This is a genomic window from Bradyrhizobium sp. 63_E2_N1_3, assembly GCF_052076005.1.
Taxonomy (GTDB): Bacteria; Pseudomonadota; Alphaproteobacteria; order Rhizobiales; family Xanthobacteraceae; genus Bradyrhizobium; species Bradyrhizobium barranii.
Genome location: NZ_CP197235.1, coordinates 5,839,914 through 5,862,322, shown reverse-complemented (window position 1 = coordinate 5,862,322; position 22,409 = coordinate 5,839,914). Strand labels below are relative to the sequence as shown.

Sequence of the window (22,409 nt, the reverse complement as noted above, 5' to 3'; positions counted from 1 at the left end):
AGTTGGAGCTGCTCTGCCAGCCTCGTCCTTGTTCTGCCGACCTCACATCCAACATGCGCATGATTGTCCAATACGAGCAGTCATGGGGTCGCTACGCTGACGGCGACTATGTCGCAATGCTTGGGGGCGGGCTCTAGACGCCGTATCCGGGCGCTGTGCAGGCAAATCGTCGATGGAAGAGATGGGCAAGGCTTCGGTGCGTTGACGATGAAGATTCTCGCTACGCTGCCGACGAAAGGCCGGGATCTCCGGCTGGACCTGTTCCGAGGTGTGGCAAATTGGGGAATCTTCCTCGACCATATCCCCAACAACATCGTGAACTGGGTCACAACGCGCAACTACGGTTTCAGCGATGCTGCGGATCTCTTCATATTCATTTCCGGCTACACCGTTGCCTTCGTCTTCGCGCGGATGATGCTCGAACGCGGGTTTGTCATTGGCGCGACGAGGCTTCTGAAGCGCGTCTGGCAGATCTACGTCGCCCACGTCTTCCTCTTCGTGCTCTATCTCGCCGAAATCGGATATGTCGCGCAGCGCTCCGGCAACTCTGGTTTCACCGATGACTTCAACATCCGGGGCTTCCTGGCAAATCCGGCGCAGTTCCTGTTCGAAGGGCTGATATTGCGCTTCAAGCCGGTGAACATGGATGTGCTGCCGCTTTACATCGTGCTGATGGGCGTATTCCCGCCGATACTCTGGCTGATGCTGCGCAGACCCAACATGACGCTGACTGCTTCGGCGTTGCTCTATGTCATGGCCAGGCGCTTCGGATGGAACCTCTCGGCCTATCCAACTGGCCTCTGGTATTTCAATCCATTCGCGTGGCAATTTCTGTTCACATTCGGAGCCTGGTTCGCGCTTGGCGGATCGGCACAGGCGATGCCGTTCATCCGGTCGCGTACCGCGTTGGTGCTCGGCATCAGCTATCTTCTGTTCGCTCTGGTGATGACAATGGCGGCCCGGTTTGACGAACTGCGCGAACTGATTCCGCCTGAGGTCTACGGCGCCTTCAATCCGAACGACAAGACCAATCTTGCGCCTTATCGCCTGCTGCACTTCGTCGTGTTCGCGTTCTTCGTCGTTCGTCTGCTGCCACGCGATTGGCCGGGGCTGGAATGGGCGATCTTTCGGCCCGCGATCAAATGTGGTCAGCAGTCGCTCGAAGTCTTTTGCTCCGGCATATTCCTGTCCTTTGCTGCACATGTCGCGCTGGTTGAGGTCTCCGGCGCGATCTGGATGCAGATCGTCGTCAGCATTGTCGGCATCCTGATGATGACCGTGCTGGCGTACTACCGCTCCTGGTCGAAGCGCGTCGACAAGGCGCCGAAGGCCAAGCCGGCTGTTGTAGCGGCGGGTTGAGCGTCGCGCGGGGAGGAGTTCGGAAACACGATCTGCGATGAAGCGCTCACGATTTCATGGATTGATCCAGACCGCGCTTCTCTCGCCATTTCGGGCCCGGCCCCCGTATGTAGTGAGCTTCGGGGCAGTATCTATAAGCTCACGTTGAATACACATATTCCGGTCGCGCCTAGTCAGCTCTGACGGATTTTCGTTGCGGGATCGACGGCGGCGTCTTTGGGCGACCCAAGGTTTGCCGGATGGATGAACTTTGGCACGACGCATTTGCTGTCGTCGCGAAGATAGCGCGCGACCCTGCCAGGGCGACAGCCGACCGCCCGGTGATCGGCGACCATGCGCCGCTGTTTTGGTCTAGCCATGACCGCGCCCAATTCGACCCCGATCACGTGGCTTGGACAGGCTCCGGCCCAGGCGAGCGGCTCTTATGCCGACGCCGGACGCTCGCAACCAACAACGCGCATCGGCAAGCAAGGGTAACCCTCGTCAATTTGCGATGAGTGATTTGCATAACGTCAACGGAAGTGCAGCCGACCGCAGGAAAGGTGAGACGAATAATCCAGGACAGCGTTTGCTGAAGGTAGCGCGCTGGATAGGTGAACAGCTTCGCGTAGCTGGCCTCCTCTCTAATCCTCGTCGAAATAGATATCTTCAGGAAGATTAAACGCGACGTATACGACGAAAGCGGCTGCAACGAAGACCAGTAAGGTGAGCGACAAGCCAATTAACAGCCACACGATTCTGAGGTTCTCAAATGAGCGAATGCAATTAAATGGAGTATATACGTGCCCTGCGGTTGGGGTAGCCGGACTTAAGCCTCGGCTCCCCTGCTTGGCGCAGCGTTCTTCCGGGTAGCTCTCAATTTAATGCAGCGCTTGCAAGATTTTGATTCCCGTGTTTTTACGGTAATCATCTGCTGGTACGCTAGCGTCGGCTGCTCGGCCGTTTTACGCGTCTTGAAGGGCCCCGATTTGGCTTCTGAAGAACGTTGCGCCTCAATTGAGAAGATTGCCTGAGTTTATTCGCTTCCGCTTCACCAACCCTCCTTCGCAAATCGACTAACTCTCGAAATTGTTGCGCTAAATCAATGTGTTCCATGCGATTCCAAACCGTTTTCTTTTCTTCTGATAGCTGGCTGTAAGGCCGAGCCAAATATGCAGTTGCGTGCTTTGCCAATGTTGAAGTCGAGGTGGCAATTGTCTCCCACCGACCGATAATATATTCGAGCGGCAACGCAATTAAATTCATACGTTAAGCTAATAAGTCAACCTTACCCCGAGCCGACAGCCACCTGTCGCCTGAGCAGCATGGTACCGTTCAATTGGCGCTCGCAAGATAGGCCGCCGCCCTTTGGGTCGTCGCAGATATTTGCCGAAGTTATGTCGTCTCAGCAGCGGAACGCCAACCGTTGCAGACCTGCGAGAACGGGGTACTCCAAAGAAGTGGTATCGATCCATTTAATTGTTGTCGCCGGGATACTTTAAATAGATTATTGCTGTAGCGAAAAATTCGGAAATTCGAATGCGGTTGTGCCGGCAATCCCGCGCTTCATTGGGTGCCAGCTGATTGCGCAAGGTTTAATCAGGGCGTGGGGACATTTTAGGCAGCAGAAGCATTCGCCCAAGCGATCGCATCAATTCAAGGAAGAGAATTTACCAATTTATTTCCGAACGGCAGAGTATTCCAATTCGCGCATGCGCAATATTGCCCGAATCGCCTGCTGTTTACATAAGATGGACGGGCAGTAGGAACGCTGCAACTTCTGGTGCGTTGCCGGAACAGATCGAACCACTATTACGGGATTTGGTGGAACGAAGTTTGTTTCATCAATTGTGAGCGAAAAATGCGGCCAAGCACGTTCGATTTGAAATCACTATCTATCGACGAACTCTGGAAACTTCACGAGGAAGTTTGCAGTATTTTGTCTGACCGGATCTTGCTTGAAAAGCAGGGGTTAGAAGAGCGTCTCGCGAAGCTTAGTGGCGGCGCCCAGATCGAAAAGCCTAGGATCTCAGGCAGGCCGCTGAAGGCCAACGATCGCCGGAAGTATCCGCCGGTGCTTCCCAAGTACCAAAATCCCAACGACCCATCCGAGACGTGGTCCGGTCGCGGTAAGCAACCAAAGTGGTTGGTTCCTCATCTCAAGGCAGGTCGGAAGTTGGTTGATTTTCTAATCAGCACAAACAAGCGCAATGCAACTGGGCGTCGTAAATCCGCTTGACGATTTGGATCTGCGGTTGACGCAGAGCGCTGTGCGAGTTTCGACGTAGGCCATGGGCTCTCAATGGTCAGCGCGAGTGTGCGTCTGTCGAGCTGCTGTAGCCTGTAAGTTGACCCAGGCGCTATCGCAGCCGGCTACGAGCGGTCCTTAGAAGAAGCATTGGCTTGCTGTGCATGGCGCGATCGTGGTCCCTGATCTTTCCTGACTACCATCGCCTTCTGATTATCTCGTGCGCCGCCAACACCACGAATATGGGCGCCATTACCAGGTATCTTTTCCAAAGCCTCTTTGGCTCGGTGAAAAGGCGATAGGCCCACTCCAGCCCACTCCGTTGCATCCAAGATGGCGCCCGCCGAACCAGATTGGCGTGGAAATCAAACGCTGCACCAACGCCGAGCATAGTTGCGCCACCGCATCGCCCCTTGTTTTGGCCCATCCAGATCTCTTGCTTTGGCGTTCCAAGTCCTACCCAGACGAAATCAGGCGCAGCAGCTCGGATTTTCGCGCAAGCGATCTCATCCTCCTCAGGGGTGAGAGGCCGGAAAGGTGGACATTGCGTTCCTGCAATCTTTAGGTTGGGGTATTTCTTGACGAGTGCTTCAGCAAGGAGATCTGCGACGCCCTCGGCGCCTCCGTAGAAATAGTGACGCCAGCCTCGCGACAATCCGTGCTGGCAGACCGCGGGCAGCACATCCGGGCCGCAGACGCGATACACTGGACCATCTCCCGCCGCTCGAAGGGCCCAAACCAACGGCATTCCATCAGGTGCAACAATATCGGCGGTTTGGTGAGCAAGATCCAACTGAGCATTGTTGCGGGCTGCGATGATGCCGTGCACATCGCGAAAGACCACATATCGGTCCTGCGAGTCCAGGGTCCATGTCTCAAAAGCGGCGAGGAGTTGGTTCAGACTGATTGTCGAGACGGGAGTGCCTACCAGCAATGCCTGAGATAGTGGTACGCAATTCGCCGCTGACACATCAACATTAATATTCACGAAAACACCCAAGATATAAATCCGCAATTTATATATCTGATTTAATGCATATTTAATGAGGAAGATAAATAGACTTTAGATGCGTGGTTTGATTTGCTTAGATTTAACGCCAAAGGGGAGGGTGGCTTTACTGGACAATCTAAAATTGTGCGGGCCGCCGGTTGACCACTATTCTCGGTGTTGTTGCGGTCACATGGACTTGCGAATAAAGGACGCTTTCCGCCAGACGACGGTTAGTTTCTCGACGTAGGAGTTGATTTCGTATCGTTGAGCTTGATCTTCGCGAGCGGTGCTTCCCAATCGCAACCGTAGCTCGGGATCTTCGATCAATCGTTCGATCGCTCTGCTCAAGGCCGACACATCACCCGCCGGCACCAGGAAGCCGTTTCGTTCAGGGGCAATGACTTCCGGAATTGCGCCAACGGGGGTAGATATCACGGGCACGCCGTGGGCGAATGCTTCCAATATCACCATGGGGAGGTTTTCGGCGTACGAGGGGAGCGCCAGGATATCGGTCTTGCAAAGAAGATCGTCGGCTTGCTCAGAGCTCAACCAGCCCGGAATAAGCACCCTGCCGACGAGACCGTGTTTCGCCACAGCCCTGCGGCTTTCTTCAACGGAGCCGTCACCTGCAATCGTTGCCGTCCAGTCCTGTCTCTGCGACAACATCTGCAATGCAGCTATCAGCTGCGGGGTACCTTTGCGCTCGCCGAGTTGCCCCAAGCACGTGATTCTTATCCGGGAATCAGGGGCTTGAAGTTGCGGTTTCGAACTTAGCTTCGTGGCATTGGGCAGAACTGTAATCTTGTCGCGAACCTGAGGCACACGCATCAGAACGGCGTGAGCCCAATACTCGCCCAGTACGACGATCTGCACACTCTTCAGAAAGAGAAGGTCAACGGCTCTCGCCAACCTGGTTGGGGCAACCGCCAGAAATTCGTCAAATCCAGATCCGTGCAAGTGGACCACGTAGGGGACCCTCAAGAGGCGAGCTGCTGCCCCCATAACCGTCTTTCGATAGCTACTTCCCCAGTTCGATAGGTGTATGTGCAGCACGTCAATTCGTCGAAAGAGGACCAGCCACGCGAATTTCAACAAAGCAATGGCGAAAACAAATTGAGCCACAATGAGTCCGCGCTGACCTCGCGTGACTAGGCGACTTGCCTCAACGTTCAAGTGGGGTTGTTGCTGCTCAATGGTCTCAAATATGCTGTCGTTTAAGCGATCGATACCACCGCGCCCATCGAGACCAAGCGGCGTGGCAACAGCGACGCGAAGTCGTCCTTCAATCAGGTGCAAACTACGTTCTTCGCCGCTGCGGAGCATTGAATCATCTTGGGTCGAGGGCGAAATCAAATTGGTCTCCGCATGTCAAATCGATCCGCGTGAGGTTCAAGGATGCCGTCGGTCGGATACGCCCGGCACAATGACTTCGGAGCCCCGATTGCGAAGTGCATCCGCGAAGATTTCGCGGTTGCGTATCGGAACTTCGGTTAGCAGTGGCAATATCTGATCGCGAACGCGCCACGCTGGACCGGTGAATATCTCAACGGCTTCCATGTAGAGACCGGTATTCAAAATCTGAATAAATTCTCTGATCGCCGTCTTCGCCAACGCGGGATCCAACGCCTCGAAAATGGAAAATGCGATATGATTGCGCTTCAGCGCAATCCATCCTTCACTAGGACCAAGCTCGTAAGACAGACGCAGGTACTGGAGGTTTTCGGACTTGAACCCAATCTGGTTGTTGCTTAGCCAAAAGAGTGCGAGCCATGAGAATGGGTCGGCTGGCGAGCAGGACAGTGTGGTGACGAGGGCCCTCCGCAGCGCATCGAACTCCTGATCGATGGTCTCGGGCCTGCCTACCGAGAGCGTCTGCTCGGCAATCCTCAGTCGAATGATTGCTGCGCTTCTCGTGGCGGAAGCTCTGCAGAACGGCAACTGCTCGATCGCATCAAGGTCCGACTTGAGCGGTGAAAGGATTTCGGGCCGAAACGCGCGACCAGAAATTATTCCGCGCGCGACCGATTCATCGAAGCCTTGATTCCAAAACAGCGGGAGCGTCCAACATCCCCAAAGTATCGCGATCAGGGCAAAGCCGCCAACGAAGGCGCGCACAAGCAAAGACACCTGTGTTCTAGACAGTTCGAGCATTCAAATCTTTATCGTGCAGTGGAAACTGACGAGGCCGGCCTCTCGCCGTAATAGACATTCCCGTATCCCGAATAGAGTTGCAGCACTTTAGCGTCAGCCTGCGTCAACACTACTCCGAGCATGTTATCTTGAATCGTAGGCGCCGACCTGAGCGCTTGGGCGACGACATCAAATTTCGTATGCGCCCACTTAATCGCAAGAACATAGGCATCCATGAGTTGTGTGGTCGCACGTACATCGACGATCGGCGCAAGCGGCGAAAGATCGACCACAACGTAATCGTAGTTCTTGCGGAGGACGTCGAAGAATTGCCTGGCTTCACTCGAATTCAGAAGCTCATTGGGATGCACTTCATTGTCCCAGCTGACAGCGCCCGGCAGAAAAGACATATTCGTCTTCGAATCCCGCCACAGAAGCTCGGAAAGCGGCTTTCTGCCCATTATCCCATCGATGATCCCAAATTCGGCTGCCGGAGCGATGCGGTTGGAGAGCGCACTGTTTCGCAAATCGCAGTCAACCAATAAGACCTTAGCTCCGGTTTGGGCGATGAGCTGTGCGAGCGACGCCGACAACGTCGATTTGCCTTCGTTAGGAATCGCCGAGGTTATTCCGATAACCTTGGAGGATTTCGCATCCCAACTTACATCGATAGCCAGCTTAATTGCGCGGACCGCTTCCGAGAACTGCGAGAATGGATTGTTCGAAGCGGTCCAAATCAAGCCTCGATTTCTCGTGATTGTTCGGTTGGCGCGATCGCTTGTTCCCACCCGATTATTCAAAGTATCGCGAGGGGTCTTTCCGGCGCTGATCTTTGGAACGAGTGAAATACATGTGGCGTTGAGTTCCGCCTCGACTTGTTCGGCGGTTCGGAACACCCGATCCGAAAGATCGCGCAAGATCGCCAGGCCAAGTCCTAGAATCAGTCCTCCGATTCCGGAGAGGCCGAGCGCTAGCGCTGGCTTTGGATCGCTTTTCTGCGTCGGAGGAGCCGCCTGAGAGATTACGCGCGCTTCACTGATTGGAAAGGATTGCTGCTGAATTGATTCCATGTAGCGCTGCAGAAAGTTGTCATAGAGAGTTCGGTAGGTTTGGGAAGCGCTCTCTAGCTCTTTCAATGACACCTGGGCCTGGTTCGTCGCCTTCGATTGGCTGACCGCATTCTCCAACTCACGTTGAACGCCGACCTCGCGTTGCTTGGCGATTTCAAAGTCACTTTTGTAGGTTTCGGCGAGGCGCTGAAGTTCGTTGAGAATTGAGTTCTGAATCTCAGCCATTTGACTTCGAAGGTTGACGGCTGCCTCGTGACCCGTTCCGTACCGGCGTGCCCAATCCGCTTCGCGATTTGCGATGTCCAGGTACTGCGAACGCAGCTTTGTCACCACTTCGCTCTTGAGGGCGTCTGCTACCGTTGAGTTGACCGTTGAATTGGGAGAGTCGGCTCGCAATACCGCTTCGATCCGATCAAGCCGGGCCTTGGCTTCCGAGGTTTGCGCCCGCGCGACCACGACCTGACTGTTGAGTTCGGATACCTGTTGCTCTGTGACGAGCCGCCCGCCGGAGCCACCGGTGTTTACGATGTTGTTCTTTGCCTTGAAGTCGACAACCGCACGCTCCGCCAAGGTTGCCTGATTGCGTAGTTCACCGATGCGGTCCTGCAGCCAGGCACTTGCCCGTCGGGTTGCTTGGTCCTTCGCCTCCAACTGGTCGACGATATAGGCTTCGGCTACGGCGTTGGCGATCTCCGCAGCGCGATCGCGACTCAGCGACTTGAAGCTGATCTCAATCACATATGACAGGCCAATCCGCTTAATGGTGAGTTGAGACTGAAAGGTCCGGATCGCCGACCGCGTAAGCTCAAAGTTTGAGGCGGTGTCCCTTGAGCCGAGCATGGCGGACACCAAGCCAAAAGCTGAGGAAAAAAGTCCGGATCGTGATCCGGAAAATTCCGGATCCTCGATCAAATGAAGTGTTTTAATTACGGAGAGAGCTACCTTTTCCGACTTCAATATTTCGATTTGGCTCTCCACTGACGCCGAGTCGATCGGGATGTCTCCCAGAATGGACTGCTGTTGAAAGAGCTGAACCTTGCGGGTGTCTATGATCAGGGTGGTCTGGGCTGTGAAACGAGGGGGCGCAGTCACCACGTATACGAGGCCGAGAGCAAGGATCGAGAGCGCTGTGATCAATATGATCAAGTACTGGCGTTGCAAGAATCCAACAAGGCGATTGAGGCCTTCTGCCGCCGATTCGGGCGGTCGCGGCAACTCAAAATCGACCCGTGACTTATCAGAATACAACATGGGGACTTTCGGATGATCGACGTGTTGCGTCAAGGCGCGCCGTCGTTCCAATGGGAAATCTGGTCGCCGAATAACCGACGAGCGTCGCGCTTAATCGTGGAATGCTGGCCATCGGGAGTCAGTGTGGCTCTAGGGGCTTACACTGTTCGATATTCTATTTGTCGTGTTTGAACTGGGGGCTGACGCGCTGGATGCGGCCGATGAGATTGAGAAGTTTCCGATCGTCACACCACCTTGTCCGATCGATGGCGCAGACGGCGTCCCAAACCTGGAGCTCGTGGAGCCGGTCTGCCCGCCAGATCCGCCACCCGATCCGGCGCCTGTGTCGCCCGCGCCGCCACCCGCACCCGTTTCGCCAGTCGGCTGATCTCCGGATGTGGCTGCAAAAGCGAGAACGACGTCCTGATCCTTTGTCCGGATGATCGCCTGCTGAATTTCGTTGGCGTAGGTTGGATTAGAGACGATCACGATCTTGGCTGCTTGAGCGAGCCCGCCACCGATCGCCAATTTTTGATCCTTGTTGGCGGTCGACAGCAGAGTTAAAATCGATGCTAGCGTCGCCGGATCGTCGACCGCGAGATTTCGAATTAATGTCAGCAGGATGGCGCCTCCATCCTTGTTTCGCTCCAGTACGCTTCCGGGATTGCTCTGAAAATCGGCCGAGGTCAGGGACGGCTGTGCCATAGCTCCATGCGTGGAGAGCCCCACGGCAGCCAGTAACAGGATCCAGCCAGTGGCGGCAAATGCACATTTGCGATAAAGATCAAATGGCATATTAAATCTCCCATTAACTTACGAAAAAGTTTAATTAAAAATCAATATCACGGTGGGGAGGCAGACACAATTGGTCCGCGCGCCCGATCGCTCGGCGGGCGGTTGAAGTTTAAATATCGTAAATCCTGCCAGATAGGTGTTGGGCCGGGAGCGCGGGGCTCATTGAATCCGATTGCCGCTCGGGAACGATTGGCTCAGTCCCACGCCGAGAAGCCCAAATACCGTGATTGCAAATCCGGGTACCTGGATCGAGAAATCCACCAGGGAATGAGCCAAAGCGACCGCTGAAATCGACAATGCGGCAATGGGAACGATACGATCTCGCCTGCGCACCTTTATCCCTCTGATCAGGACAGCGAGCGCCAAACCCCAGGCTGCAACGATCGTCATCGTAAGCGGGAGACCTCCTTCAGAGGCAATCTCCAGCAGCGTGTTGTGAGCGCGGTCCCACGTCCCCCACATCGATCCGTGCAGGGACCGATAAGCAGGAAACATCGAAGGAAAGGTTCCAATGCCGGTACCCAGCCAGGGATGATCCGCGATACTCGCTACGGTTGACCGGTAGGTATCGAGCCGCATCGCATCAGAAAGCCCTTCGGCGCTGAATCGTCCGCTTACGCTGGCCCCCAGGATCTGGAAGAGGGCGATCACCACACCGAGGCTGATAGCGAAGGCAATGAGGGCTCCGGACCGCCCCGGTAGATCTCGATAGAAATACAGGAGCAGCGCGAGGACGAGGCCGGCGAGGGAGAGAACAATCCCAGCCCTGGAGCCCGTCATGAACATCGCTGTTACGCAAAGTGACAACATGAAGAACGGTAGCAGGACGTCGCGAGGTGCCTCCGAGAGAATCCGAGAAAAGACCTGCCCCCAAGCGAACCCGTTGTGTTTAACGAAAGTACGAATGCTTTCGGACGTAAATAGAAGCCATACAATCGAGCAGCTGCCGAAATACACGGCTGCAGTGTTCCGGTTGGTGAACGTAGCAGTCAAGTAACTGAGATGAGCCTCTTTCTCGACCCACAGCACCTTTGTCGGATCAATCAGGAACGACGCAAGGCCGAATATCGCGTACGTAGCTCCGGACCAGGCGACAACTTTGAGTAGTTGGGTCGCCAAGCTTCGGTCGCTCCCGACGATGATGCCGCAGATGATGGTGAGAATAACGATAAAGGGAGCTCCAAGTGCATAGATCGGTTGATGGCGTGCAATAGATACCGTGGAAGCCAACGGAACACCCAGCAGCTCGCTGGTTCGCGTCCACAAGGGCGAGGGACGCGAAGCACCAAACCAGGGGGATAGTGCAAGTTGTTCATGCAGAACCATTGCGTAGGCAACAACAACAATCCCGAGGACGAAAAAGATGGGGGCATGATGGCGCCGGAGGCGGTCGGGGGAGGCTGCAATTGCGGCGGCGCCGAGAACGATACACCAAAGCGCCTCGACCCAAGCATCCATCGACCCGAACGGCAGGGGTGCTAGAGCTACGACAAGGAATAGTATCCGCGCTGAAACTCGAGTCTGCGACATCAATGCAAACGTGACGATCTCCCCCTGATGCGACGTCAATAGAATTCCGCTTTAACCTCGTCGTTGGCTCATTACACGACGAAATTGGTCGTACCTCTTTTCGCCGACTTGAGAGTATATGCGTTCGTCGTTACCGATCGAGATGCGCCCGGTAGGCGAGCGCGATACCCTCAGCAAGCGGAGTGACAGCGCGCCAGCCGAGTTTGGTGATCTTTTCAATATCGAGCAGTTTGCGTGGCGTGCCGTCGGGTTTTGATGGGTCGAAGCTGATCCCGCCTATATAGCCGACCACGGTGGCGACCAGGCGGGCGAAGTCAGAGATGGTGATGTCCTCGCCGGTGCCGATATTGACCGGTTCATCGCCGGAGTAGGTCTTCATGAGGTGAATGCAGGCGTCCGCAAGATCGTCGACACAAAGGAATTCCCGGCGCGGTGCGCCCGTCCCCCAGACCACAACGTTCTTTGCACCGGAGACCTTCGCCTCGTGGAAGCGGCGGATTAGAGCGGCCACCACGTGGCTGTATTCAGGATGATAATTGTCGCCGACGCCATAGAGATTGGTTGGCATCACGCTGATGAAGTCGGCGCCGTACTGGCTACGGTAGGCCTCGACCATCTTGATGCCAGCGATCTTGGCAATCGCATAAGGCTCGTTGGTGTGCTCAAGCGGACCGGTCAGTATCGAGTCCTCGCGCAACGGCTGCGGCGCCAGCCGGGGATAGATGCACGACGAGCCGAGGAACATCAGCTTGTCGGCCCCACCGACGTATGCCGCGTGTATCACGTTGGCTGCGATCGCCAGATTGTCGTAAAGGAATTCCGCGCGCAGCTTGTCGTTGGCAGCGATACCGCCGACTTTCGCTGCCGCAAGAAACACTACGTGCGGGCGTTTGCGGGCGAACCAGGCGTTTACCGCGGTCTGATCGCGCAGGTCGACCTCGCTGCGGGGCAGGGTCAGCAGTTCCACATTTTCGCGCGCAAGCCGGCGCACTAGCGCAGATCCGACCATCCCACGGTGGCCGGCGACGAAGACGCGCCGGCCCTGGAGCTCAAACGGGATGTCTGCCATTGGCGACCTCCCGCTTGGCGATCGCCAGATCGCTTGCCATCATCTCCTTCACCAGCTGAGCGAACGGGATCTTTGGTTGCCATCCCAGCTTCTCGCGCGCCTTGCTTGCGTCTCCGATCAAGAGGTCGACTTCTGTCGGGCGAAAATACCTGGGGTCGATCCGCACGACTGTCTTGCCCGAAGTTCGGTCTACACCAGTTTCTTCGACGCCTCTGCCGCGCCATTCGATTGTACGGCCGACCTCCGCAAAGGCCAGTTCGACGAATTCGCGAACCGAGCGCGTCTCTCCGGTCGCCAGCACGAAGTCGTCAGGCGCGTCTGCCTGCAGTATCCTGTGCATGCCTTCGACGTAATCACGCGCATGGCCCCAGTCGCGCTTGGCCTCGAGGTTGCCGAGATAGAGCGTGCCTTCGAGGCCGACCTCGATACGAGCCACGCCGGTCGTGATCTTGCGCGTTACGAAGGTCTCGCCGCGTATCGGGCTCTCGTGGTTGAACAGGATGCCGTTCGCAGCATACATGCCGTACGCCTCTCGGTAGTTCACCGTGATCCAATAGCCATATAGCTTGGCGACACCATAGGGCGATCGAGGATAGAACGGCGTCGTTTCCCTTTGCGGAACTTCCTGTACCAGGCCGTAAAGCTCGGAGGTCGATGCCTGATAGAATCGCGTTTCCTTCTCCATGCCGAGAATCCGAATCGCTTCAAGCATACGCAAAACGCCGATCCCGTCGGCATTTGCCGTGTATTCTGGACTTTCAAAACTGACGCTGACATGGCTCTGGGCCGCGAGGTTGTAGATCTCGGTCGGCCTGACCTGCTGCATGAGCCGGATCAGGTTGGTCGAATCCGTCATGTCACCATAGTGCAGCAAGAACGGCACGTTGCCGTGGTGCGGATCCTTGTAGAGGTGATCGATCCGCGCGGTATTGAACGAGGACGACCGCCGCTTGATGCCGTGCACGGTGTAGCCGAGGCCTAGAAGGTAGTCGGCCAGATAGGCTCCATCCTGTCCAGTAATGCCGCTAATCAACGCAACACGTTGTTTCGAGGCCTTGGGTGTAGTTCCCGAGAGCATTCATCTCCTCGTAATTTCTTCGCAACCTCATGTCCGTAGATCAACATAGCGGGGTATAATTCTATTTTGCATCAAATCGACCAAAATACTTAATTCTCAACGGCGAATTTCAATGCGTCCTCAGCATCGCCGCCTCAAATTAAATGCTGCCGGTATTTAAGGAAGGGTGCCGCTGGAAACTGCGGCAGCCTGAAGTGTTCAGCCTCGGTCAAGCACCTTTCGCAAGCCGCGCGCTGCACAAGGCATCTTCCTCTGCTCGGTATCGGCTCGCTGCATGCGGAGCGACATTCGCCGTAGCCTTCGCAAGCGCGGGTGTAGCGGGCGAGGCGGTTGGTTAATAAAGTCCGCGACAGTTGAGTAAAAAGCTTCGACAAAGTAGGGCCAAATCTCAAATTGCCCATGCGCATGATGCTCTCGGTAATGCGGGGGGGAGCAATTCGACATGCGTGAGATTCCAAAGATTGCCGCGGTGATGATTGCGCTGCTATCTGCCGCAATCTCCGATGGAGCAAATGCGGGAATTTCCAATATGTCGCGCGGCTTGCGGGCGCAATTGGAACGAATTCAGCTCAGCGCGCCGGCGTTGGCGCCGATGGCTCATGTGAGGTTCTGCATGGATTACCCTGCAGAATGCACAGTTCGAAGGCTGATCTTTCGCGGCGGGCCCGTTAAGCTGACTTCGTCGCGATGGTCCGATGTCGTCCAAGTCAACAACACTGTAAATGGCACGATTGTACCAACGGCCAACCTCGGCGGCCTTGCAACTGAAACCTGGATCGTTGGCCCCCGAACTGGCGACTGTAACGACTATGCGGTGACTAAGCGGCATGAGCTACTTGCGCGAGGTTGGCCGGCGCGCGCCTTGCTTCTGAGCGAGGTGATTACTTCCTCAGGCGAGCATCACCTTGTTCTGGTGGTGCGGACGGCGTCGGCTGACCTCGTTCTCGATAACCTAACCGCCGAAATCCGAGTTTGGTCGAAGACGCCTTATCGGTTCGCCCGCATGCAGACACCAGGAAATGCTAGGCTTTGGGCTACCATCGTGTCGTGGAGCTCAAGACGTGAGCGGACGGCAAGTCTCGAGGCCGTTAAGGTTGGCCTCGATTAATATCTCCATCTGGTGCCATGGCCGCAAGTCTCAGCGCGGAATTGATGCCCGGCTCCTTGGAACGCGGAAGTCCACCATTCCGCAGTCGCACTGGCTAAGCCTCAATTTTCGCAAGTACAACCCTTACGAAAAAGCGTTGCCAGCATCCATTTGAGGTAGAAGTCGGCGCAAAGGGCGCGCCGCGGCATGTCGCGTTAAAAATTTAATCAGAATTAATCGAAAGTTAGTTTAACAGTCAATCAAAAATATGCTCAAAGCACGCTTGTTTAACAAGCGAGTTTTCGAATCGCATATTTTTGAGTGATTTTTCATGCCAAACAGTAGCGGCGAGTTGGCGTCGAGCGAGGCGATCCTCTCTCGTGACAGCGTCGGCTCGGCAAGCAAGGAGCCACGGCTCCGATTTCCTCACGCGATGGCTGGGTACTTTTGCGCCGGGGTCGATTTTCTCGTAATTATCGTGTCGAGCATTCTAGGTTGCTCTATCTATCAAGCGTTTTCAGGCCTGGTTGTCAGTAATTTTGATGCCTTTGCGGGAAGCGTCGCCGCAATCCTTTACTTGTGGATGGCACACGCGGCGGGATTCTACCAATTCGGCTCCATTGTCTCGTCACATGCCGTTTACCGGAAAATCATCAAACGTTGGCTTGTCGTCGGTCTTTTACTGGCCCTGCTGGCTTTCCTGCTCAAGGTTGGCGCGATCTTTTCGCGTGGTTCGATTGTCACTTTTGTCGCTCTGACAGCCACGTTATTGCTGGTCGCGCGGTGGGCCGTCACGCGCGCCATTAAAGTTGTCGTGTCCGAAGGACTGCTAGCTGGTCGTCGAGCCGTCCTCGTTGGATCGCGGGATGAGTTGGCGGCGCTGGACAGCGAGCAGTTATTGGGGGATTTCGGCCTGAGCGAAATCGACCGCTTAACTCTTCCAAGCCCAAGCCTGTCGACCATGCAGCTGACCCGCAGCGAACTGAGCGTGCTCAATCTAGCTATGGATAGCGCAAGGCAAGAAGGGGCCGAAGCGATCGTATTGGCAGTTTCCTGGAGTGAGTCGCGGAGGCTGGAACTCATACGCGAATGCATGCGGGCTTCGCCACTTCCAGTTCAATTGCTCCCGGATCGGATTGTTCGGGGTCTGACGCGAAATCTCACATTTGCTTGGCAGCCAAATTTTGCGATCGAAATCAAGCGCGGTCCGCTCTCCCGCGTCGAGCATCTTTTGAAACGTGTGTTTGACGTCGTTGGTGCCCTGGTGCTCCTCCTTCTACTCTGGCCGCCGATTCTCATTGCCGCGATTGCAATCAAGTTGGATTCCGCGGGACCGGTCCTGTTCCGTCAGCGACGAAACGGCTTCAACGCCAAGCAGTTCAGGATTCTAAAATTCCGTACCATGACCGTAACCGAAGACGCTGACAAGGTTGTCCAGGCGACGCGCTTCGATCGGAGAGTAACACGAGTAGGTCGTCACTTGCGCCGCTTGAGCGTCGATGAGCTTCCGCAACTCTTTAACGTCCTGAAGGGTGATATGTCGCTGGTTGGTCCGCGACCGCATGCATTGGTGCATGACATCCAGTATGGGGAAATAATGTCGGACTACGCATTTCGCCATCACGTCAAGCCGGGCATCACTGGCTGGGCCCAAGTGAACGGATTCCGGGGCGAGACACGTCAAGTCGAACAAATGCAGCGCCGGGTGGAGCTCGATCTCTGGTATATCAACAACTGGAGCCTGTTGTTGGATCTGAAGATCCTGTTGAGGACGTGCATTGAGGTTGCGAGCGCGCGAAACGCCTATTAAGCATCCCGACGCTCCAGGACTCGCCATTTCGTAATCAAACGTTAAATTGGCGGCACACCGCAACCGCGTTCGACGCAGTCTGTGGCTTATTGCATTTTGAAAGCCGCGAACGCTTCGTAGTTCTCCGATACGCTGAATCAGGTGAGTTTCTCGTGACCCGCGTCAGTATTATTATTAAAGCCTATAATGAGGAAGTGCATATCGCTTCGGCAATCGAGAGCGCCTTGGCCGCGCTTCCGAGCCCGGAAGGCGAGGTGGTGCTCGTAGATAGCGCTTCTGTAGACAAGACGCTTGAGTGCGCCCTCCCTTATCCAATCTCGATTTTCAGGATCGCGAACGCCAGTGAGCGATGTTGTGGAGCAGGTCCGCAGATTGGTTATGCACACGCCAAAGGCGACTTTCTCTGTCTCATGGATGGAGATATGGTTCTGGACAAGGAGTTCATAAAGACTGCTCTAGCCTTCCTCAACGACCATCCCGACGTGGCTGGGGTAGGGGGCAGGATCGACGAAATGTCGACGGAGAATATCGAATTCAAGAACCGCGCACGGAATCTTTCTCACTTGAATCCATTAGGTGAGGTTGATCGCCTTGCAGGCGGGGGGCTCTATCGACGGAGCGCGATCGATGAACTCGGCTACTTAACGGATCGAAATCTACACGGGTACGAGGAGTTCGACCTTGGAGCGCGACTTCGGTCTAGCGGTTGGAAACTTGTGCGGTTGAATGTCCCGGCCGCCAAGCACTTTGGTCATACTAGTAGCACATATCGCTTGCTCTTTCACCGTGTGAAGATGGGATACATTTTCGCACCAGGCGAAATGCTGCGTGCATCGATCAACGCTGGCTACTTCGCGCGTGTGATACGATCGCTTCGCGAATTTAAGCTCTGGGTCGCTGTGCTTGGATACTGGTCTGCCTTCGCGTTGCTTGCTTTGTTCACGTCTTACGGAGCAGCGTTTGCCGCCTTGGCTCTTCTTGGAGTTGCCGCCATCATCCTGGCCCTAACAGTTTGGAAAAAATCCTTTTCGAATGGAACCTATATGGTTATTGGCTGGCATGTTTTCACGATAGGCATGCTCTTCGGGCTCTTCAGGCCTAGAATCTCTCCCCTCAAGCCGCTCACGGTCGAAACGCTACGGTTGTCGCGATAATGAGGGAAGAAATGTTCCTTGTTAATTTGCGAAGGGAGCTGCGGAGAAATAAATCGATCCGAGTAAAGGTGTTTATTGCCGGCTTTCGTCTGACTAATTTTTTCTTTGAGTTTGACAAGACGCGTGTCCTCTACGCGGTGTCCAACTGTATTTACAAAACGGTTTGCTTCTTCTTCAAGATCGATATCTTGGCGCGAACACGGATTGGTTGGGGCTTGCGGATATTTCATCCCTTTTGCATATGCATTCACCCTGACGTTCGGATCGGCGACGATTGCACTTTGCGGCACGGAGTGACGTTGGGAAACAAGGGTGAGAGCTCAAGTGCGGTCCCTTCAGTGGGAAGCGGCGTCGAGTTTGGTTGCTATGCAGTGGTTTTCGGCGGGGTAAGCATTCCAGATGGAACCAGAGTGCGCGCTCTGTCGCTCACGACGGAGAGTGAAAGGTCGAAGGTGGCGATCGACGTGAACGCTCGCGATGCCTGTGACCTCGATCGGAAGTCTCTGTGCGGATTCGACAGGCCGTGAATACCGAAGGACCACATAAGCACATCAATATTCATCGCGCGTTCCAGATCCACTACGCGTTCAAGTTCATCAATCTGTTCCTGGGATTCTTCTTTCAGATCCTTGTGGTGAAAACGCTACCGCCGAGCGGCTACGCGACCTATGCGATCTTCCTTGCAATCCTTTTGACGATGGAGCGGCTACTTTCGTTCGGCATTGATCGTACGTTGCTGCGTTATGTTCCATCGCTTACAGCGGATGGTGACTATCAAGGCCTCGCGGCCCTGTTGAAGAGGGTGGCTCTCGTAAGGGGGGGATCTATCCTGGTGGCGCTGGGTGCAATTGGTCTGCTCGCGACGTTCGCGCGAGACACGTTGCTGATGGGCGAAGGGATGCTTACGATCTGCGCGTTCGCTGTTTGGTATGCGGGCTATGCGGTGACGACCGATTTGGAGATGTTGGCGCAAAGCTGGATTGTGCACGCGACGACCGCGATATCGGGAACGATCGATGTCCTTTTGCGAAGCGCGTGCGTACTCCTTCTTGCACTTTCCGGTCATGAAATCAGCGGCGCTACAGTGATCGCAATATCGGCTGTGACGACGTTCGTTGCGGTGATCATCATACTCTTAAAATTGATCCGGCTCAGGCCGCATATCTCAAGTCTTCTGATCGCGACCAGCGAGCAGCGATTGCCCCGCCTGAGCGCGAAGGATGCTCCGCTTTTCGCCGCATCAATCTACGCGTCCAACATTGGTTGGTTGATTACCAGTCCCTCGGTTGTCAGGATATTTGCCAAAGGCGGGCTCGATATTGTTACGTTTTCCGCATTTTCGTTTGTGCAAGGGCTTTGCGTTTCGATTCAAAGAGCGTTTCCCGGTCTGATGATCCTCCCAAGTCTGGAGCCCTTGTTCGCCAGGTTCACGATGGCGCCTGCGCGAGTGTTTTCCTCGCTTTCGTTGGTGTTCAAGCTTGAGTTGGTCTGCTTTCTGGCTTTCTCAATTCTTACCGGCCTCGCGGGACGAGAGATCATCGCGCTTGTATCACGGCCGGAATATGCTCCGTACTACTACTTGCTCCCGTTGGTCATGTTGATCCTCTTGTTTCAGACGATTTACCGGATATGCGAGATTGTTACGAGCGCTCAGCTTAAGCACACCGTCTTCCTGGCGCTCTGGCCGGTATCGCTGCTGGGGGTCGCAGCTCTCTACCTGACTGCAGATCGTTGGGGCCTTCTCGCAGTCCTGTTCATTCCGCTCACTGAAAGTGCAATCCGTATCGGAATCATCATGCTTGCCCATCGACGCGTCGAGACATGGCGGGCAATAGACCCCGTTCGCTCGCTCCAGGTCGGAACAGCGGCAGGCGGCTCCGTTCTATTTGCTTTGCTTGCTCGCTACGCCCGACCAGACTTCGGAAACCTAACCTTGGCCGTGCTGGCTACAGGTCTCTTCTTCTTGACGGTGTTTGTTGTACGCCCACTGCGTAAGGATGAGGTCGCGAGTCTCAGTCTGACCATGCCGTCGTCCCTGCAGTCCCTGAGTCGCGCGATCACGCGTTGGGCCCGATAGGGATAGATGGGCTCGCCCTCAGGCGCCGTTTGATCGAGCCATGGCTTCGGTCGCTCAAAGTCAAAGTGCTCTTCGAGAACCTACCTTCCGGGCAGCCTCAGGGCCTCCAGCATATCCGCCTCAAATGCGAACGGGGGAGCTGCAGAAGAGATCGCAAAACAATCGCCTTGCATCTGATGGATAGTGATCAGTCCTATACCGCTTGCAAATGAGTTGTCCCGTATCGCCCGGACGAAATTGAAGGCGCTTTTCGAGGGAGCCTTTCCGACGCAACCAGCTTGGTCGCGATTTACGCCAAACTCCGTATTCATGATTTGCTTGCGTGACAAGTGATGAAGGTCGGCCCAGGTGTTTACGACATTCATTCGCTTCAGCAACAACTCCGCATTGCCAAAGGTTGTCCTGTACTTCTCGAAGCTGTAGCTGTGAACCGTTCGATACAGAAAGTCGTAGATTAGTTGCGATTTTGCCGAGTGGGTCAGATTTGGATCTGCCGCCACGTTTCTTCGAAAGATATTTTCTGCGGCGAGCTTACCATCTCTGTCCATTGCAGCAGGAAACTCAAGACCGCCGACATGAGAGAAGAATCCAGCATACCCTTGATGCGTGAAGGTGGCGGACTCGTAGGGGTGGATCGCATAGCCGGTATTCGCGTCAAAGCGGTCGGGCCTTAGATTGACAACACCCGCTGACGAGTCCCCGCTGACCGATCCGTCGAGCTCCGCGAAGCCGGTTCCGGCCACGATTAATGTGTGAGTTGGCAGGATCAGGCGGATCTGCTTCCAGTAGAATTCGATTTGCTCGTTCCAGGGGCGCTGATCGTTGAATGAAGTGGGTGACGGGGGTTCGTTGAAAAGCTCGATAGCAACCAGAGCTGGCGGAAAGCGCGCCCCGATGGAAATGGCAAGCTTGCTGACGACGTGGATCAAGCGCTGAAACTTCTCCCCGGTCTCGCCATCCAGCAAATCGACATCCGCGAAGCCGGAGACCGGGTGAGCTCCTCGAGGGAAGGGATGAATATCCACTAGGACCCTCAGTCCACTGTCTACTCTCCGGGAAATGCCGATCATTATCTGCGCAACTAATGCATCAAGTAAGGTTTCGGAGCGAGCCGACATCAACGCGCCAACGTCTATCACCATTCTGAGGCAGTCAAAGCCAGACGAGTTGATCAAAGCGAGCCGCGATTTTGGCATGATTGCTTGGTCGGAGCCGCCGTTTCGAAAGGGATCCTCGTCGTAAACAGCCGATCCTGGGGGGCCGATCGACAAGCCGTATCCGAACGGCTGAAATGTGTTTAAGCAGACCAGGGTCTTGTGATTATCGGAGAAGGCAGGGCCGTCGCTCAGCTGCGGTTTCTGCATTGACGCGTGAGAGGGAAGGCCCGAGCAGCAGATGGCAAGAGCTGTAGCCATCGCCATCGTCCGTAGTTCTCGAAAGTGACAAGCGTTCAATGGAATGCCCAATCTTAGGTTATCGACGACTCCGTGGATGTCCGACCTGCCTCCGCTTTGATATCTTGCGGCCAGTGACCTGCCCCTGAAGTTTCACCCAGTAGCGGTTAGAGTCTCGGCGGATGTTACGCCGTTTGGCGCGGTGTGAGCAACGTGCGATCGGCGGAGCTGGTCGGGGTTGCGCAGCCGATCGCACGTTGCGGTGAGGTAGGCGGCATAGGCCGCAGGGGTCAGATAGCCGAGCGAGGAATGCGGGCGTTGGCCGTTGTAGTCGCCGACCCAATCCGCAATCTTGGCGCGGGCGTGATCGAGGCCGAAGAACAAGGTTTCGTTGAGAAGCTCGTCCCGCATCCGGCCGTTGAAGCTTTCACAGAAGCCGTTCTGCATCGGCTTGCCCGGCGCAATGAAGTGCCAGTCGATCTTGTTCTCCTCCGACCAGGCCAGCATGGCATTGCAGGTGAACTCGGTGCCGTTGTCGGAGACGATCATGCCCGGCTTGCCGCGCTGATTGATCAGCGCCGTCAGTTCGCGTGCCACCCGCCGCCCCTGGATCGAGGTGTCGGGGATGGCCGCCAGACATTCCCGGGTCACGTCATCGACGATATTCAGGACCCGGAAGCGACGGCCGCTGGCGAACTGGTCGTGGACAAAATCCAGCGACCACCGGGCGTTCGGCCGAGCCTCGACCAGTATCGGCGCTCGGGTGCCCACGGCGCGGCGGCGGGCCCGGCGCTTGCGCACGCTGAGGCCTTCCTCTCGATACAGACGGTAGATCCGGTTCCGCCCGGACGGCTCGCCCTGCTGGCGAAGCAGCACGAACAGCCGGCGGTAGCCGAACCGCCGACGGGCATTAGCAAGCTCGCGCAAGTGGCCGCGTAGTTCGGTGTCCGGCGGTCGGCACGATCGGTACCGAACCATCTTGCGGTCAGCGCCGACGATGCCGCAGGCCCGCCGCTCCGCCAGACCCATGACGGCCTGCAGGTGCGCGACGGCTTCGCGCTTGGCGACGGGCCCTACCATTTTTTTGACAAAAGCTCGCGTAGCGCTGCAGCATCCAGCATCTGCTCGGCCAGCAGCTTCTTCAGCTTGGCGTTCTCGTCCTCGAGTTGCCGCAACCGCTTGGCATCGGAGACGTCCAGACCGCCGAACTTCGCCTTCCAATTGTACAGCGTCGCTTCAGAGACGCCATGCTTCCGCGCCAAATCGGCAGCCTTCGCACCCGCCTCATGCTCACGCAGCACGCCAATAATCTGCTCTTCCGTAAACCTGGCTCGCTTCATCTGTCCGTCCTTCAGAAGGCCGGACTCTAACTTCAACTGGAGGAAATCGGCAGGGGCAGGTCACCAGC

16 protein-coding genes and 1 pseudogene are annotated in these 22,409 nt (G+C 55.8%); 6 read left to right on the top strand and 11 right to left on the bottom strand.

From position 1 onward, the window contains the following. The first annotated feature begins 207 nt into the window (after window positions 1-207). Window positions 208-1,359: an OpgC domain-containing protein gene (locus AB7531_RS28305; RefSeq protein ID WP_063986471.1), complete on the top strand. Its 1,152-nt coding sequence runs from the start codon at window positions 208-210 to the stop codon at window positions 1,357-1,359. A gap of 1,840 nt (window positions 1,360-3,199) precedes the next feature. Next, window positions 3,200-3,577 carry an H-NS histone family protein gene (locus AB7531_RS28300; RefSeq protein ID WP_084795188.1) on the top strand — a complete coding sequence of 126 codons (378 nt, stop codon included), beginning with the start codon at window positions 3,200-3,202 and terminating at the stop codon, window positions 3,575-3,577. A gap of 205 nt (window positions 3,578-3,782) precedes the next feature. Here AB7531_RS28300 and AB7531_RS28295 read toward each other — a convergent pair whose 3' ends face one another. From AB7531_RS28295 to gmd, 8 genes are all read right to left on the bottom strand, one after another. After that, a complete protein-coding gene (locus tag AB7531_RS28295) occupies window positions 3,783-4,586 on the bottom strand; it encodes a WecB/TagA/CpsF family glycosyltransferase (protein ID WP_144030834.1) in 804 nt (267 codons plus the stop codon). 177 nt (window positions 4,587-4,763) lie between these two features. Beyond that, complete coding sequence (locus tag AB7531_RS28290) at window positions 4,764-5,930, bottom strand: glycosyltransferase family 4 protein (RefSeq protein WP_231144555.1); 1,167 nt, start codon at window positions 5,928-5,930, stop codon at window positions 4,764-4,766. Window positions 5,931-5,966: 36 nt separating this feature from the next. Next, window positions 5,967-6,728: a hypothetical protein gene (locus tag AB7531_RS28285; RefSeq protein WP_063984085.1), complete on the bottom strand. Its 762-nt coding sequence runs from the start codon at window positions 6,726-6,728 to the stop codon at window positions 5,967-5,969. A gap of 8 nt (window positions 6,729-6,736) precedes the next feature. Then, window positions 6,737-9,028, bottom strand: a complete 2,292-nt coding sequence (locus AB7531_RS28280) for an AAA family ATPase (protein WP_441280195.1) — start codon at window positions 9,026-9,028, stop codon at window positions 6,737-6,739. A 129-nt stretch (window positions 9,029-9,157) separates the two neighbouring features. After that, window positions 9,158-9,802 (bottom strand): hypothetical protein, encoded by a 645-nt coding sequence (locus AB7531_RS28275; protein ID WP_085404109.1) that lies wholly within the window; start codon window positions 9,800-9,802, stop codon window positions 9,158-9,160. A 159-nt stretch (window positions 9,803-9,961) separates the two neighbouring features. Continuing rightward, on the bottom strand, window positions 9,962-11,260 hold the full coding sequence (locus tag AB7531_RS28270; RefSeq protein WP_161495915.1) for an O-antigen ligase family protein: 1,299 nt from the start codon (window positions 11,258-11,260) through the stop codon (window positions 9,962-9,964). A 202-nt stretch (window positions 11,261-11,462) separates the two neighbouring features. Next, complete coding sequence (locus AB7531_RS28265) at window positions 11,463-12,401, bottom strand: GDP-L-fucose synthase family protein (RefSeq protein ID WP_085404108.1); 939 nt, start codon at window positions 12,399-12,401, stop codon at window positions 11,463-11,465. Then, a complete protein-coding gene (gene gmd, locus AB7531_RS28260) occupies window positions 12,382-13,479 on the bottom strand; it encodes a GDP-mannose 4,6-dehydratase (RefSeq protein WP_063984084.1) in 1,098 nt (365 codons plus the stop codon). Before gmd ends, AB7531_RS28265 begins: the two co-directional genes overlap by 20 nt. Window positions 13,480-13,921: 442 nt before the next feature. On the opposite strand from gmd, the gene AB7531_RS28255 reads away from it, so the two are divergent. From AB7531_RS28255 to AB7531_RS28240, 4 genes are all read left to right on the top strand, one after another. Further along, window positions 13,922-14,587 carry a transglutaminase-like cysteine peptidase gene (locus AB7531_RS28255; protein ID WP_084795183.1) on the top strand — a complete coding sequence of 222 codons (666 nt, stop codon included), beginning with the start codon at window positions 13,922-13,924 and terminating at the stop codon, window positions 14,585-14,587. Window positions 14,588-14,897: 310 nt separating this feature from the next. After that, window positions 14,898-16,376, top strand: a complete 1,479-nt coding sequence (locus tag AB7531_RS28250) for an undecaprenyl-phosphate glucose phosphotransferase (RefSeq protein WP_084795182.1) — start codon at window positions 14,898-14,900, stop codon at window positions 16,374-16,376. A gap of 152 nt (window positions 16,377-16,528) precedes the next feature. Beyond that, entirely contained in the window at window positions 16,529-17,530 is a 1,002-nt protein-coding gene (locus tag AB7531_RS28245) for a glycosyltransferase family 2 protein (RefSeq protein WP_063984083.1), read from the top strand. A 523-nt stretch (window positions 17,531-18,053) separates the two neighbouring features. Beyond that, window positions 18,054-19,607, top strand: coding sequence for a hypothetical protein (locus tag AB7531_RS28240; protein ID WP_441280194.1), 1,554 nt, complete (start codon window positions 18,054-18,056; stop codon window positions 19,605-19,607). A gap of 80 nt (window positions 19,608-19,687) precedes the next feature. Here the strand turns inward: AB7531_RS28240 and AB7531_RS28235 are convergent, their stop codons facing one another. From AB7531_RS28235 to AB7531_RS28225, 3 genes and pseudogenes are all read right to left on the bottom strand, one after another. Beyond that, on the bottom strand, window positions 19,688-21,022 hold the full coding sequence (locus tag AB7531_RS28235) for a cellulase family glycosylhydrolase (protein ID WP_187387741.1): 1,335 nt from the start codon (window positions 21,020-21,022) through the stop codon (window positions 19,688-19,690). Between the two features lie 132 nt (window positions 21,023-21,154). After that, complete coding sequence (locus AB7531_RS28230; RefSeq protein ID WP_231142186.1) at window positions 21,155-22,222, bottom strand: IS3 family transposase; 1,068 nt, start codon at window positions 22,220-22,222, stop codon at window positions 21,155-21,157. After that, window positions 22,189-22,341: pseudogene (locus AB7531_RS28225) on the bottom strand (transposase); the annotation flags it as partial. The gene AB7531_RS28230 and the pseudogene AB7531_RS28225, both read right to left, overlap by 34 nt. Between the last annotated feature and the right edge of the window lie 68 nt (window positions 22,342-22,409).

What these genes read in the sequence shown, in the direction of transcription:
- gmd (WP_063984084.1), bottom strand. Translation starts at nt 13,479, where the DNA reads ATGCTCTCGGGAACTACACCCAAGGCCTCGAAACAACGTGTTGCGTTG.
- AB7531_RS28285 (WP_063984085.1), bottom strand. Translation starts at nt 6,728, where the DNA reads ATGCTCGAACTGTCTAGAACACAGGTGTCTTTGCTTGTGCGCGCCTTC.
- AB7531_RS28275 (WP_085404109.1), bottom strand. Translation starts at nt 9,802, where the DNA reads ATGCCATTTGATCTTTATCGCAAATGTGCATTTGCCGCCACTGGCTGG.
- AB7531_RS28280 (WP_441280195.1), bottom strand. Translation starts at nt 9,028, where the DNA reads ATGTTGTATTCTGATAAGTCACGGGTCGATTTTGAGTTGCCGCGACCG.
- AB7531_RS28250 (WP_084795182.1), top strand. Translation starts at nt 14,898, where the DNA reads ATGCCAAACAGTAGCGGCGAGTTGGCGTCGAGCGAGGCGATCCTCTCT.
- AB7531_RS28300 (WP_084795188.1), top strand. Translation starts at nt 3,200, where the DNA reads ATGCGGCCAAGCACGTTCGATTTGAAATCACTATCTATCGACGAACTC.
- AB7531_RS28235 (WP_187387741.1), bottom strand. Translation starts at nt 21,022, where the DNA reads ATGGCTACAGCTCTTGCCATCTGCTGCTCGGGCCTTCCCTCTCACGCG.
- AB7531_RS28270 (WP_161495915.1), bottom strand. Translation starts at nt 11,260, where the DNA reads ATGGATGCTTGGGTCGAGGCGCTTTGGTGTATCGTTCTCGGCGCCGCC.
- AB7531_RS28255 (WP_084795183.1), top strand. Translation starts at nt 13,922, where the DNA reads ATGCGTGAGATTCCAAAGATTGCCGCGGTGATGATTGCGCTGCTATCT.
- AB7531_RS28265 (WP_085404108.1), bottom strand. Translation starts at nt 12,401, where the DNA reads ATGGCAGACATCCCGTTTGAGCTCCAGGGCCGGCGCGTCTTCGTCGCC.
- AB7531_RS28305 (WP_063986471.1), top strand. Translation starts at nt 208, where the DNA reads ATGAAGATTCTCGCTACGCTGCCGACGAAAGGCCGGGATCTCCGGCTG.